General features: G+C 73.1%; 9 protein-coding genes and 1 tRNA gene. 6 read left to right on the top strand and 4 right to left on the bottom strand.

Going from position 1 to position 14,067, the window contains the following annotated elements; translation table 11 throughout:
- Positions 1–21 precede the first annotated feature (21 nt).
- The 4 genes from KZI27_RS12335 to KZI27_RS12320 form a co-directional block, all read right to left on the bottom strand.
- Positions 22–3,906: a Pls/PosA family non-ribosomal peptide synthetase gene (locus KZI27_RS12335; protein ID WP_222657852.1), complete on the bottom strand. Its 3,885-nt coding sequence runs from the start codon at positions 3,904–3,906 to the stop codon at positions 22–24.
- A gap of 45 nt (positions 3,907–3,951) precedes the next feature.
- On the bottom strand, positions 3,952–5,010 hold the full coding sequence (locus tag KZI27_RS12330) for a Gfo/Idh/MocA family protein (protein ID WP_261783887.1): 1,059 nt from the start codon (positions 5,008–5,010) through the stop codon (positions 3,952–3,954).
- 84 nt (positions 5,011–5,094) lie between these two features.
- Positions 5,095–5,169 (bottom strand) — tRNA-Arg (locus tag KZI27_RS12325).
- Between the two features lie 562 nt (positions 5,170–5,731).
- A complete protein-coding gene (locus tag KZI27_RS12320; protein WP_222657851.1) occupies positions 5,732–6,301 on the bottom strand; it encodes a hypothetical protein in 570 nt (189 codons plus the stop codon).
- A gap of 59 nt (positions 6,302–6,360) precedes the next feature.
- Here KZI27_RS12320 and argS point away from each other — a divergent pair, with 59 nt between their 5' ends.
- The 6 genes from argS to thrB all read left to right on the top strand — a co-directional run bounded on the left by argS (position 6,361) and on the right by thrB (position 13,966).
- Positions 6,361–8,031, top strand: coding sequence for an arginine--tRNA ligase (argS, locus tag KZI27_RS12315; protein ID WP_222657850.1), 1,671 nt, complete (start codon positions 6,361–6,363; stop codon positions 8,029–8,031).
- A 178-nt stretch (positions 8,032–8,209) separates the two neighbouring features.
- Positions 8,210–8,965 carry a DUF2993 domain-containing protein gene (locus KZI27_RS12310; RefSeq protein WP_222657849.1) on the top strand — a complete coding sequence of 252 codons (756 nt, stop codon included), beginning with the start codon at positions 8,210–8,212 and terminating at the stop codon, positions 8,963–8,965.
- Positions 8,966–9,023: 58 nt separating this feature from the next.
- Positions 9,024–10,448 carry a diaminopimelate decarboxylase gene (gene lysA, locus KZI27_RS12305; RefSeq protein WP_222657848.1) on the top strand — a complete coding sequence of 475 codons (1,425 nt, stop codon included), beginning with the start codon at positions 9,024–9,026 and terminating at the stop codon, positions 10,446–10,448.
- A 43-nt stretch (positions 10,449–10,491) separates the two neighbouring features.
- Complete coding sequence (locus KZI27_RS12300; RefSeq protein ID WP_222657847.1) at positions 10,492–11,799, top strand: homoserine dehydrogenase; 1,308 nt, start codon at positions 10,492–10,494, stop codon at positions 11,797–11,799.
- 71 nt (positions 11,800–11,870) lie between these two features.
- Entirely contained in the window at positions 11,871–12,950 is a 1,080-nt protein-coding gene (gene thrC / locus KZI27_RS12295; RefSeq protein WP_222657846.1) for a threonine synthase, read from the top strand.
- A gap of 77 nt (positions 12,951–13,027) precedes the next feature.
- Complete coding sequence (thrB, locus tag KZI27_RS12290) at positions 13,028–13,966, top strand: homoserine kinase (protein ID WP_222661366.1); 939 nt, start codon at positions 13,028–13,030, stop codon at positions 13,964–13,966.
- Positions 13,967–14,067: the final 101 nt, after the last annotated feature.

Raw genomic sequence — 14,067 nt, 5'->3', positions numbered from 1 at the left:
CAGTCAACCCCATGGCGGCGGTCAGTCCGCCACGGAGCCCGGTTCGGCTGTCCACGGAGCGATGGGGTTGCCGGACCACCGCGACCCGGTGGGCACCTGCTCGCCGCGCATCACGAGCGAGGCCGGACCCACCGTCGCGCCCGTGCCGATGCCCGCGGCGGGCAGGACGACGCTGTGCGGGCCGAGGGTCGCCCCGGCGTCGAGCCGGACGGCGTCGAGCTGCATCACGCGGTCGTGGAACAGGTGGGTCTGCACGACGGTCCCGCGCGCCACCGAGGCGCCGGCGCCGATCGTCACGAGGTCGGCCTCGGGGAGCCAGTAGGTCTCGAGCCAGGTGCCGCGGCCGATCGTCGCACCGAGGCTCCGCAGCCACGCCGCCAGGGCCGGGGTGCCGGTGGCCTGCTCGGCGAACCACGGCCGGGCGACCGTCTCGACGAAGGTGTCCTGCACCTCGTTGCGCCAGACGAACGACGACCACAGCGGGTGCTCGCGGGCGGTGATCCGGCCGACGAAGACCCACTTCGCGATCGTCGACACCACCGCGGCGACGGCGCCGGCGACGATCAGCACCGGCCCGGCGAGCAGCACCGTCCACCCGACACCGACCGCGGACCACAGGGCGAGCAGCGTGCCGGCCACACCGAGGGCGACGCCCGCGGACACCATCGGCGCCACGAGCCGCAGCAGCTCCCAGCAGCCGCGGGCGACCTTGAGCCGCACCGGCGGACGGAAGGTGCGCTCCTCGTCGAACTGCGTCGCCGCACGGCGGAGCCGCACCGGGGGCGAGCCGAGCCACGACGACCCGCGCTTGGCCTTCTTCGGCACGGCGGACAGGACCGCCACCAGGGCTTCGCGCGGTACGGAGCGTCCGGCGCCCGTCATCCCGCTGTTGCCGAGGAAGGCCCGCCTGCCCACCTTCGACCGGCCGATCCGCACCCGGCCCCCGCCGAGCTCGTACGTCGCGACCATGGTGTCGTCGGCCAGGAACGCCCCGGACGCGATCTGCGTCAGCGCGGGGATGAGCAGGACCGTGGAGATCTCCGTGTTCCGGCCGACCTTCGCTCCGAGCAGCCGCAGCCACACCGGCGTCACGAGCGAGGCGTACAGGGGGAACAGCAGCGTCCGGGCCGCGTCGAGCACCCGCTCCGTCGACCACGCCTGCCAGCCGATGCGCGAGCGCACGGGGTGGCGTCCCTCGTGCAACCCGATGCCCAGGAGCCGCACCGACCCCACCACGAGCAGGGCGTACACGGCCCCGGCGACCACGGTCGCGAGCGGCACCGTCGCGAGGGCGCGCAGGACCGCGTCACCGAGCGTCGGCGCGCGCCCGACCAGGGCGGCGGCGACCAGCAGCCCGACCGCGACACCGATCACCGGCAACCCGGCCACGGCCACGGAGCCGGCCCCGTACGCCAGCAGCCAGCGTCGACGCGACGGGGGACGGGCCTCCCGGCTGTGCCTGGCCGAGCCGACGCGTTCGGCGGGCGAACCCGCCCAGCGTTCCCCGGCGGGCACCCGGCCGGCGACGGCCGAACCGGCCTCGACCTCGGCGCCCGCGCCCACGTGCGCACCGGGCAGCAGCGTGGTGCGGCTGTGCACGACCGCGTCGTCCTCGACGCGCACCCGACCCAGTCGGAACACGTCGCCGTCCACCCAGTGCCCCGCGAGGTCGACCTCCGGCTCGATCGACGCACGCTTGCCGATCGTGAGCATCCCGGTGACCGGCGGGAGCGTGTGCAGGTCGACGTCGGTGCCGATCCGCGCCCCCAGTGCACGGGCGTAGTAGCTGATCCACGGCGCCCCGGCGGTCGAGGGGCCGTCGACCGCCTCGGCGATCCGCTCCGCCAGCCAGACCCGCAGGTGCACCGAACCGCCACGGGGGTGGTCGCCGGGCCGCACCCCGACGAGCAGCAGCCGGGCGAGCACGACCGTCAGCGCCATCTTGCCGATCGGCGTCACGAACACCAGCAGCGCGACCACGAGTGCCGGCCAGGGGAGCACCGGCAGGAACGGCAGCGTGGTCGCGTGCAGCACCGCCGCGACCGACGCCGTCCATGTCAGCACCCGCAGCCCGCGCAGCACCTGCACCGGCAGCCCGAGCACCGTCATCGCGAGCCCCGTCGCCGGCGGGACCGGGGTCACGTCGCGCGACGCCGCCGCGACCGGACCGGACTCGTCCAGCGCGGCCGCCAGCGCACCGATGCGCGGGTGGTCGTACACGTCCGCCACCGTCGTCGTCGGGAACCGCTCGCGGATCGCCGAGACGAGCTGCGCCGCCGTCAACGAACCGCCGCCGTGCGCGAAGAAGTCGTCGTCGACGCTCGACACCGGCACCCCGAGGATCGCCGCCCACCGCTCCGCGATCCAGGCGACGGTGTCCGGCAGCATCGCGGCGTTGGTCGCCCCGGGCAACGGCCACGGCAGGGCGGCACGGTCGACCTTGCCCGACGTCCGCGTCGGCAGCGTGTCCACCACCGCGACGAGCGGCACGAGGGCAGCGGGCAGCTCCTGCCGCAACCGGGCGTTCGCGAGCGCGACGTCGACCGTGGCACCCGCGACCGGAGCCACGTACCCGACCAGCACCTGGTTCCCCGCAGGGGTCCGCTGCACCACCGCCGCACCACCCGCCACGTCGTCGAGCGCCTGCAGGGCCGCGTCGATCTCACCGAGCTCGATCCGCCGACCCCCGAGCTTCACCTGGTCGTCCGCGCGTCCCTGGAACACGAGTCCCTCGGGGTCGTACCGCACCAGGTCACCGCTCCGGTACGCCCGAGCCCACCCGAGCTCCGGGAACGGCGCGTACTTCTCCGCGTCCTTCGCCGGGTCCAGGTACCGACCCAACCCGACACCACCGATCACGAGCTCACCGACCCCACCGGGCTCCACCCGCTGCCCGGCAGCGTCCACCACCGCCAGGTCCCACCCGTCCAGCGGCAGCCCGATCCGGATCGGCTGGCTCCCGTCGAGCAGGGACCCGCACGCCACCACCGTCGCCTCGGTCGGCCCGTACGTGTTCCACACCTCACGGTCACGACTCGCGATGCGCGCCGCCAGCTCCGGCGGGCACGCCTCACCACCGAAGATCACCAGCCGCACCTGCTCCAACGCGTCGTCCGGCCACAGCGCCGCGAGCGTCGGCACCGTCGACACCACCGTGATCATGTGCGCGATGAGCCACGGCCCCAGGTCCACCCCCGTCCGCACCAACGACCGCGGCGCCGGCACCAACGCGGCACCGTGCCCCCACGCCAACCACATCTCCTCGCACGACGCGTCGAACGCCACACTCAGCCCCGCCAGCACCCGGTCGCCCGGACCGATCGGCGCCGACTGCAGGAACATCCGCGCCTCGGCGTCCACGAACGCCGCAGCACTGCGATGGGTGACCGCCACGCCCTTCGGCACCCCCGTGGACCCGGACGTGAAGATGATCCACGCATCGTCGTCCTCGCGGGGGAGTGCGGCGCTCGCCGCAGGATCCGTCACGGGCAGCTCGCCGCCGTCCCGATCGCGCAGGACACCGCCGGCTCCGATGACGCCCACGACGCTGGCCTCGCCGAACACCAGGGTCGCGCGTTCCTCGGGGTCGTCGGCGTCGACGGGCACGTACGCGGCTCCGGCGGCGAGGACGGCGAGGATCGACAGGTACAGGTCGCGTCCGCCGGAGGGGATCCGCACGCCGACCCGGTCGCCCCGTCGGACACCGCGACGGGCGAGGTCGTCGGCTTGCGCGCGCACCAGGTCGAGCAGGGCGGCGTAGTCGACGGTGCCGGCGGGGTCCTCGAGCGCGGTGGCGGTCGGGTGGGTGGCCGCGGTCGCCGCGAGGACGTCGAACAGCGTCCGTGGCGCAGGGGCGTCCCCGCCGCGGGCGAGTTCGAGCTGCGCGTTCCCGGTGCCGGTGGTCATCGGTTCCCTCTTCCCGGTCGCGTGCAGGACGACCGGCCCGTGATCCTAGGGGGTCGAGGTGTCGCGCTCGGAAACAGACGCCACGGCCCCGGAGCCGAGGTCCGCACGCGCCGCGTCGAGCGCCCGCGCGATCCCGATCGAGTCGTCGAGCGAGTGCACCGGCGACTCCGTCCGGCCGTCCGCCACGTACCGGGCGAGCGCCGCCGCCTGCCAGACGAGCCCCTGCCGACCCCGCAGCCCGGTCGGCTCCGACCAGCGGTCCTCCCCACCCCGGTGGTGCACCGCGAACGACGCCGGGAACACGAAGTGGTCGGTGTACCGCACGGTGGCCCGGCTGCCCGCGATGGCCGCCAGCCCCGGCGTCCACGCCGTCATCGACGTGGCCACCACGGCCTGTGCGCCACCGTCCGCCGTCGACACGGTGACGGACTGGAGGTCGACCCCGCGATCCGAGACCGCTCCCGTCGTGCTGCTGGTCACCGGGGCGCCGGTGGCGAACCGTGCGAACCAGTGCCCGTAGACACCGGCATCGAGGAGTGCGCCGCCGCCGGCGGCGGGGTCGAACATGCGGTCGGCCGCGTCCGGGTCGTGCGGCCACCCGACGTCCACGGTCGCGAGCCGGACGTCGCCGAGGGCGCCCTCTGCGAGCAGACGGGCGATCACCGTGGAGCCGGGCAGGTACCGGGTCCACATCGCCTCCATCGCCAGGACGCCCTCGGCCCGTGCGGCGTCGGCGAGGGTGCGGGTGTCCGCGGCCGAGGTCGTCATCGGCTTCTCGACGAGGACGTGCTTGCCCGCGGCGATCGCGAGCAGCGCGTGCCCGAGGTGCTGCGGGTGCGGGGAAGCGACGTAGACGACGTCGACGGTGGGGTCCGCGACGAGGGCCTCGTACGAGCCGTGCACCCCGGGGACGCCGTGGCGGGCGGCGAAGGCGGCGGCACGCTCGGGGGAGCGAGACCCCACGGCGACGACGCGCTGGTCGGAGTTCGCGTGCACCGTGGCGGTGAAGTCGTTCGCGATCTGCCCGGGGCCGATCACGCCCCACCCGAGCGTCGGCCCGCCTCGGAGCGCGTGGACCTCGGGCTCGGGGAACGTCATCGTCATGCCGGCACGCTACCGGGCGGACCCGACCGTCGTCGCGCGGCGTGGCGCCCCGGCTTCGACCCGCATGGCCCTGCGGTGTTGTTCTGGTGCCCCCAGGAGGATTCGAACCTCCGCCCCTGCCTCCGGAGGGCAGTGCTCTATCCCCTGAGCTATGGGGGCCAAGGGGTGGAACAACCGTAGCAGGTCCGGCGCGCGGTCCCGGACAGCGCGTGTCGCGCAGGGGACGCGACTGCAGGGCGGACGGGAGGCGCGGTGCGGGCCCGCCACGGGCCCCCCGTCTGCACGGTGCGCGCGTTGCGGGCCCGTGCAGGGTTGCGCGCTTCGTGCGGCGCTGTGGGCGCGCACCACGTGTGCAACCTCGCACCGGATGGCGGTCCCGGCACCGTGCGTGGTCGCCGCTGGACGGGAGGCGCGGTGCGGGCCCGCCACGGGCCTCCCGTCTGCACGGTGCGCGCGTTGCGGGCCGGTGTGAGGTTCCGTGCTTCGTGCGGCGCTGTGGGCGCGCACCACGTGTGCGACCTCGCACCGGATGGTGGTCCCGGCACCGTGCGTGGTCGCCGCTGGACGGGAGGCGCGGTGCGGGCCTGCCTCGGGCCTCCCGTCTGCACGGTGCGCGCGTTGCGGGCCGGTGTGAGGTTCCGTGCTTCGTGCGGCGCTGTGGGCGCGCACCACGTGTGCAACCTCGCACCGGATGGTGGACCCGGCACCGTGCGTGGTCGCGTCAGCCCGCCGGCGTCGCCGACGCTGTCGGCTGCAGCGCGGCGCGGACCGCGTCGACGACGGGCTGTGCACCGCCGGGCTCGGTGAACAGCGTCGACTGCGTGGTGATCCAGTACGGGTCCGCGAAGGCGTCCGCGCGGCCGATGCCGTCGTTCAACGCGAAGTAGCCCTCGACGCGGTAGGTGGGGACCGAGCCGCCCCGGTCGTACAGGGCGTCCTTCAGGTTGGTGAGCGACTTCTCAGGCAGGTGGGCGACGGCGAGGGTGATCGTCTCGGTGTCGTCGTCGGTGGCGACGAACTGGCAGACGCGGCCCCGCTGCTTCGCGATGGTGGCGGCGGGGGAGCCCTTCGCCGGGGTGAAGGAGTCGTCGAGTGCGAAGGTCGTGCCGTACACCGACAGGGCCTCGGTCGGCAGGAGCTCGGCGCACGTCTGGGCCACCGCCGTGCCGACCGGGGTCGCATTGGGCGTCGGGTCGCTGTCGCCTCCGCTCGAGCAGGCCGACAGGGCGAGTGCTGCTGCGGCGGTGACGACGGCGACGGAGCACGCCCGGGCACGGCTTCGGGTGGTCATGCCGACATGATGGCCCATCGTCCGGCGTGCACCTGGGTGTCCCGGTAGACTCGTCCGCCGTGACTCCTGCCGAACTCTCCGCCGCGTACCTGTCGATCCTGACCGGGATCGTCGAGCGACGAGGCGCGTCCGAGACCGTGACGATCGGGGACTCCCACGTGGTGCTCGAGCGGCCGAAGAACCGCGCGCACGGCGACTGGGCCTCGAACGCCGCCATGCAGCTCGCGAAGCGCATCGGCACGAACCCGCGCGAGCTCGCGACGGAGATCGCCGGTGAGCTGACCGAACTCGACGGCGTGGCCTCGGTCGACGTCGCCGGCCCCGGGTTCATCAACATCACACTCGAGGCGGCGGCGGCCGGCGAGATCGCCCGCACGATCGTCGAGGGCGGCGAGTCCTTCGGGCGCGGCGACTTGTACGACGGCGTCCGGATCAACCTGGAGTTCGTGTCGGCGAACCCGACCGGCCCGATCCACATGGGCGGCGTGCGCTGGGCGGCGGTGGGCGACAGCCTGGCCCGCGTGTTCCAGGCGCAGGGCGGCCTCGTCACCCGCGAGTACTACTTCAACGACCACGGTGCGCAGATCGACCGCTTCGCCCGCTCCCTCGTCGCGTCGGCGCTCGGCGAGCCCACGCCGGAGGACGGCTACGGCGGCGCGTACATCTCCGAGATCGCGGCGCGTGTGATCGCGACGCTCGACCCGTCGACCGACGTCAAGGACCTGCCGCGCGACGAGGCGCAGGAGGTCTTCCGGCGTGAGGGCGTGGACTTCATGTTCGCGGACATCAAGTCGTCGCTGCACGACTTCGGTGTGGACTTCGACGTCTACTTCCACGAGAACGCCCTGCACGAGTCGAAGGCCGTCGAGCGCGCCATCGCCCGTCTGCGGTCGGCCGGCGTGATGTACGAGGCCGAGGGCGCCGAGTGGCTCCGCACGACCGACTTCGGCGACGACCGCGACCGCGTGGTCATCAAGTCCGACGGCGAACCCGCGTACATCGCCGGCGACCTGGCGTACTACCTCGACAAGCGCGAGCGCGGCTTCGAGCGCAACCTGATCATGCTCGGCGCGGACCACCACGGCTACGTCGGCCGGATGATGGCGATGTGCGCGGCCTTCGGTGACGAGCCGGGCACGAACCTCGAGATCCTGATCGGGCAGATGGTCAACCTGCTCAAGGACGGCGAGCCGATGCGCATGTCGAAGCGCAACGGCACCATCGTCACGATGGAGGACCTCGTCGACGCCGTCGGGGTCGACGCCGGCCGGTACTCGCTCGTCCGGTTCGCCAGCGACACCGCGATCGACATCGACCTCGACCTGCTCACGAAGCGGACGAACGACAACCCCGTCTTCTACGTGCAGTACGCCCACGCGCGCACCCAGTCGGTGGCCCGCAACGCCGAGGCGGCCGGAGTCGACCGGTCCGCGTTCGACGCCTCGTTGTTGACGCACGACTCCGAGGGCGCCCTGCTCGGTGCCCTGGCCGAGTACCCGCGCGTGGTGCGCCACGCCGCAGAGCTCCGTGAGCCGCACCGCATCGCCCGGTACATCGAGCAGCTCGCGGGCCTGTACCACCGCTGGTACGACGCCTGCCGCGTGACCCCGCTCGGCGACGAGCCCGTCACCGACCTGCACCGCACGCGCCTCTGGCTGAACGACGCCACCGGCCAGGTCCTCCGCAACGGCCTCGGCCTCCTCGGTGTGAGCGCTCCGTCCCGCATGTAGCGGAGCCGCGTCGCGAGCAGACGGCCGAGCCGTTGTCGTGACGCGCCCCCTGACGGTCATCGCGCCCCGGTGTGCGGGGGCGCAATGGCCGTGGCGGGGCGCGATCGAGCGGGCCCGCACCCCGCCCCGCCCCGCGCCTCCAGGCAGGCTGACGGGACCACCTGGCAGGGTGGGAGGCATGTCCGCCGCCACCGAACGCCCCCGCACGCGCCGCCGCTGGCCCGTCGTCCTGATCGTGGTCGTCGTCGTGCTCGCCGCCCTCGTCGTGATCGCCGAGTTCGTGCTCCGCGGGGTCGTCGACCGCATCATCGCGCAGCAGGTCGAGCAGTCGCTGCCCGACGGCACCACGGGCCAGGTCGAGGCGCACGCCGACGGCATCGTCATCCCGCAGCTCATCGGCGGCACGCTCGACCAGGTCGAGATCTCCTCGTCGAAGCTCACCGTCGACGGCATCCCGCTCGCCGCCGACGTCACCGCGCGGGACGTCCCGGTGGACGGCAAGGGCGACGTGCGCGACGTCGACGGCACCGTCACGCTCGCGTCGTCGAGCGTGAAGGACCTGTCGAAGTACAGTCCGCTGTTCGACCGGCTCTCCCTGGTGGACGGCGGCGTCGAGCTGTCCGGCTCCACCGCGGTGCTCGGCTACGACATCACCTACGCGGCGAAGGGCGACGTGGTCGCGCAGGACGACGGCCGCGGCATCACGATCACCCCGAAGAGCGTGCGGATCACCAACTCGGACCTCGGCCTCAAGGTCAACTCGATCCCCGGCGTCACGAACGTGCCGGTGCAGGTCTGCACGGCGCAGTTCCTGCCCGAATCGCTCCGCGTGCGCTCGCTCGACGTCTCGAAGGCCGACGCGACGGTCCGCGTCACCGCGGACGCGCTGCCGCTCAACGAGGAGGGTCTGCAGACGGTCGGCAGCTGCGGCTGATCCCGTGGCTGCGTAACGCGGCCGGGAGGCCCGTCCAGCGTCGGTAGGATCGGGTCCCGTGAGCGAGAACCCCCTTGCACCGCCGCGACTGCGGTTCCCGACGGACGCCTCCGAGCTGGTGGACCGGATCTGGCCCGCGTCCGCGACGCGGACCGACGACGGCGACCTGGCCATCGGCGGTGTCACCGCGACGGACCTGGTCCGGCAGTACGGCACCCCGCTCTACGTCGTCGACGAGAGCGACGTGCAGTCCCGTGCGGTGCGGGTGCGCAACGCGTTCACCGAGGCGTTCGAGGGCATCGGCACCCGCGCCCACGTGTACTACGCCGGCAAGGCGTTCCTGACGACCCAGGTCGTGGCGTGGATGGCCGAGGCCGACCTGCGCGTCGACGTCTGCACCGGCGGGGAGCTCGCGGTCGCCCTGGCCGCCGGCATCGACCCGGCGATGCTCGGCTTCCACGGCAACGACAAGTCCGACGCCGAGATCGCCCGCGCGGTCGAGGTCGGCGTGGGCACGATCGTGCTCGACAGCCACGAAGAGGTCCAGCGTGTCGCCCGTGCCGCTGCGGACGCCGGGGTCGTGCAGCGCGTGCGCATTCGGATCAACAGCGGCGTGCACGCGTCCACCCACGAGTACCTGGCCACTGCGCGCGAGGACCAGAAGTTCGGCATCCCGCTCACCGAGGCCGTCGCCGCGGCCGAGGCGGTGCGCGCCGAGTCGTCGCTGGTGTTCGTCGGCCTGCACTCGCACATCGGTTCGCAGATCTTCGACGAGTCCGGGTTCCGCGAGGCCGCTCGACGCCTGATGGACGTGCACGCCACCCTCGTCGAGACCGGTCCGGTGCCCGAGCTGAACCTCGGCGGCGGCTGGGGCATCGACTACACCGAGGCCGACTCCGCCTTCGCGCCCGAGGACGTCGCCGACGCCCTCGCCGCGATCATCGCCGAGGCCTGCGCCGAGCGGGACATCCCGGTGCCCGAGGTCGCGGTCGAGCCCGGTCGCTACATCGTCGGGCCGGCGGGCATCACGCTCTACCGCGTCGGCACGATCAAGCCCGTCACCCTCGAGACCGGCGACGACGCGGGCCACGCGACGCGCACGTACGTGTCCGTCGACGGCGGCATGAGCGACAACGCCCGCCCGGCCCTGTACGGCGCGGACTACACCGCCCGGCTCGCCCGGGCGTCCGGGTCGCCGGCCGTGCTCACCCGCGTCGTCGGGAAGCACTGCGAGAGCGGGGACATCGTGGTGAACGACGAGTACCTGCCGGGTGACGTCCAGCGCGGTGACCTGCTCGCCGTCGCGGCCACCGGCGCGTACTGCTGGGCGCTGTCGAGCAACTACAACCACGTGGGCCGACCGCCGGTCGTCGCCGTGGCGGACGGCGCAGCCCGTATCCTCGTGCGGGGCGAGTCGATCGACGACCTCCTCGCCCGCGACACCGGGGTCGTGCCCGTACCCCACGCCGGCACCGGCAACTGACCCGACGAACAGGGCTCACCCCCACCGACAGGAACCACACCAGATGATCGAATACCGCAACGTCCGCGTCGCGCTGCTCGGGGCCGGCTCGGTCGGGTCCCAGGTCGCGCGGCTCCTGCTCGAGCACGCCGACGAACTCGCCTCGCGCGCGGGTGCCGGCCTCGAACTCGTCGGGATCGCCGTGCGCGACGTCGACGCCCCGCGCGACGTCGACCTGCCCCGTGAGCTCTACACGACCGATGCCGGATCGCTCATCCTCGGTGCCGACATCGTCGTCGAGCTGATCGGTGGCATCGAGCCGGCGCGCACGCTCGTGCTGCAGGCGCTGCAGTCCGGTGCAGACGTCGTCACGGGCAACAAGGCGCTCCTGGCGACCCACGGTCCGGAGCTCTTCGCGGTGGCCGAGCAGGTCGGCGCGCAGCTGTACTACGAGGCCGCCGTGGCCGGTGCGATCCCGATCATCCGACCGCTGCACGACTCGCTCGCCGGTGACCGCATCGAGCGGATCATGGGCATCGTCAACGGCACCACGAACTTCATCCTCGACCTGATGGACCGGCAGGGGAGCACGTTCGAGGACGCCCTGGCCACCGCGACCGAGCTCGGGTACGCCGAGGCCGACCCGACCGCCGACATCGAGGGCTACGACGCCGCGCAGAAGGCCGCGATCCTGGCCTCGCTGGCGTTCCACACCTCGGTGCCGCTGGCTGCGGTGCACCGCGAGGGCATCACGTCGGTCACGATCGAGCAGGTCCGTGCCGCGCGCAAGGCCGGCTACGTCGTGAAGATCCTGGCGACCGCCGAGCGGCTGACCGACGAGGACGGCCGCGAAGGCGTCAGCGCCCGGGTGTACCCGGCCCTCGTGCCGGAGTCGCACCCCCTGGCGAGCGTGCACGGTGCGAAGAACGCCGTGTTCGTCGAGGCCGAAGCAGCCGGCGACCTCATGTTCTACGGTGCCGGTGCCGGTGGCGTCGAAACGGCCTCCGCCGTGCTCGGTGACCTCGTGTCCGCCGCACGTCGGCACGTCATCGGCGGCCCGGGCGTCGCGGAGTCGACCCAGTCGGACCTGCCCGTCTTCCCGATCGGCACCGTCCGCACGCGCTACCAGATCACCTTGCACGTCACGGACGCCCCCGGCGTGCTGTCGACGGTCGCCGGCGTGCTCGCGAAGCACGGCGTGAGCGTCGAGACCGTCGAGCAGACCACCGCGGGCGCCCCCGAGGGGACGGCCGCGCTCGTCATCGGCACGCACCTGGCGCGCGAAGCCGACCTGGCGGACACCGTCCGCACGCTCCGCGGCGAGGACGTGGTCCTGGACGTGACCAGCGTCCTGCGCTTCGTCGGCGCCTGACGCACCACGGGCCTCCAGGCCGACCCCGAACCGAAAACCAGACCGACCCACCGGACAGAGAGAGAAGCCTGATGGCCCACCAGTGGCAGGGAGTCCTGCGCGAGTACGCCGACCGACTCGACGTGACCGAGGCGACGCCGATCGTCACGCTCGGTGAGGGCGGCACGCCCCTCATCCCGGCTCGTCGGCTCTCCGAGCGCACCGGCGCCGAGGTCTACGTCAAGTTCGAGGGCATGAACCCGACCGGGTCCTTCAAGGACCGCGGCATGACGATGGCGATCTCGAAGGCCGTCGAGCACGGTGCGAAGGCCGTCATCTGCGCCTCGACCGGCAACACCAGCGCCTCGGCCGCCGCGTACGCCACGCACGCCGGCATCACCGCCGCGGTGCTCGTGCCCGAGGGCAAGATCGCCATGGGCAAGCTCAGCCAGGCCGTCGCGCACGACGCGCAGCTGCTGCAGGTCCAGGGCAACTTCGACGACTGCCTCGACATCGCCCGCGACCTGGCGGCGAACTACCCGGTGCACCTCGTCAACTCGGTCAACAACGACCGCATCGAGGGCCAGAAGACCGCCGCGTTCGAGGTCGTCGACGTGCTCGGCGACGCCCCGGACTTCCACTTCCTGCCGGTCGGCAACGCGGGCAACTACACCGCGTACTCGCGCGGCTACCGCGAGGACGTGGCCGCCGGTCGCACGACGAAGCTCCCGCGCATGTTCGGGTTCCAGGCGGCCGGCTCCGCACCGATCGTGCGCGGCGAGGTCGTCAAGAACCCGGACACCATCGCGTCGGCGATCCGCATCGGCAATCCGGCCTCGTGGCAGTTCGCCCTCGAAGCCCGCGACGAGACCGACGGCTACTTCGGCGCCATCTCGGACGAGGCCATCCTCGCCGCGCACCACATCCTGTCGGCCGAGGTCGGCGTCTTCGTCGAGCCCGCGTCGGCGATCGGTGTCGCAGGGCTCCTCGAGCGCGCCGACGCCGGCATCGTGCCGAAGGGCGCGAAGGTCGTCATCACCGTCACCGGCCACGGCCTGAAGGACCCGCAGTGGGCCCTGCGCACCGAGGACGGCAGCGAGGTCACCCCGACGAGCGTGCCGGTCGACACCAAGTCGATCGCGGACGTGCTCGGACTGGTCTCGGCGCAGTGAGCCTCGACCGCTCGTCCGGACCGGGGGAGGGCGTCACCGCCCACAGCGCTGTACCGGCCGGACGGGCGGTCCACGCTGTGCCCGCCGGACGGGCCGTGCGCGTCCGCGTGCCGGCGACGTCCGCGAACCTCGGCCCGGGGTTCGACTCGCTCGGCCTCGCGCTTTCGCTGTACGACGAGGTCGTCGTCCGGGTCCGCCCGGAACCCGGCGCCACCGTCACGGTGCAGGGCGTCGGTGCGGGCGAGGTCGCCACCGACGACACGAACCTGGTCGTGCGCGCCGTCCGCCGCGGCCTCGAGCACGCCGGCGTCGACCAGCCCGGCCTCGAACTGCACGCCACGAACGCGATCCCGCACGGCCGTGGGCTCGGTTCCTCGGCGGCCGCGATCGTCGCGGGCCTGATGGCGGCCCGCGGGCTGCTCGAGGGCGTCGTCGACCTGGACGCCTCGACGCTGCTCAGCCTGGCCACCGAGATGGAGGGGCACCCGGACAACGTCGCCCCCGCACTGTTCGGTGGGCTCACCATCGCGTGGATGACGGCCGAAGGACCCGCCTACAAGCGGCTCCTGGTGCACCGCGGTGTCGCACCGGTCGTGTTCGTGCCGACGTCCACGCTGTCGACGAAGCTGGCCCGCTCCCTGCAGCCCGAGAACGTCCCGCACGCCGACGCCGCGTTCAACGTCTCCCGCTCCGCACTGCTCGTCGCCGCGCTCATCCAGAGCCCCGAGCTCCTGCTCGCCGCGACCGAGGACCGTCTGCACCAGGCCTACCGGGCCAGCGCGATGCCGGAGACCGACGCACTGATCGGACTGCTCCGTCAGCACGGGCTCGCGGCCGTCGTGTCCGGGGCGGGACCGAGCCTGCTCGTGCTCGGCAGCGACCCGGCGCAACGGCTCACCGCCGCGGATCTCGTCGCCCGGCCCGGGGAATCCGACTGGCGGGCGCTCATGCTGGCCGTCGATCTCGGTGGTGCTACAGTGGTGGCGCACTCGGCGCTCGAAGCCGAACCCGCGTAGTCGCCCGGACTGCTCGTGCCATGGGGTCCATCCCGTGGCCAGCTCCGACGCAGCGCAGGGTCCGGTGCGCGGGGGCACTCTCTTTCTGATCACCGAATCCC

The sequence above is a fragment of the Curtobacterium sp. TC1 genome, from assembly GCF_019844075.1.
In the GTDB taxonomy this organism is placed as follows: domain Bacteria; phylum Actinomycetota; class Actinomycetes; order Actinomycetales; family Microbacteriaceae; genus Curtobacterium.
Note: the sequence above shows the minus strand (reverse complement) of the source record. Positions and strands in the feature narration are given on the sequence as shown.

What these genes read in the sequence shown, in the direction of transcription:
- KZI27_RS12300 (WP_222657847.1), top strand. Translation starts at nt 10,492, where the DNA reads ATGATCGAATACCGCAACGTCCGCGTCGCGCTGCTCGGGGCCGGCTCG.
- KZI27_RS12330 (WP_261783887.1), bottom strand. Translation starts at nt 5,010, where the DNA reads ATGACGATGACGTTCCCCGAGCCCGAGGTCCACGCGCTCCGAGGCGGG.
- thrC (WP_222657846.1), top strand. Translation starts at nt 11,871, where the DNA reads ATGGCCCACCAGTGGCAGGGAGTCCTGCGCGAGTACGCCGACCGACTC.
- KZI27_RS12320 (WP_222657851.1), bottom strand. Translation starts at nt 6,301, where the DNA reads ATGACCACCCGAAGCCGTGCCCGGGCGTGCTCCGTCGCCGTCGTCACC.
- KZI27_RS12335 (WP_222657852.1), bottom strand. Translation starts at nt 3,906, where the DNA reads ATGACCACCGGCACCGGGAACGCGCAGCTCGAACTCGCCCGCGGCGGG.
- KZI27_RS12310 (WP_222657849.1), top strand. Translation starts at nt 8,210, where the DNA reads ATGTCCGCCGCCACCGAACGCCCCCGCACGCGCCGCCGCTGGCCCGTC.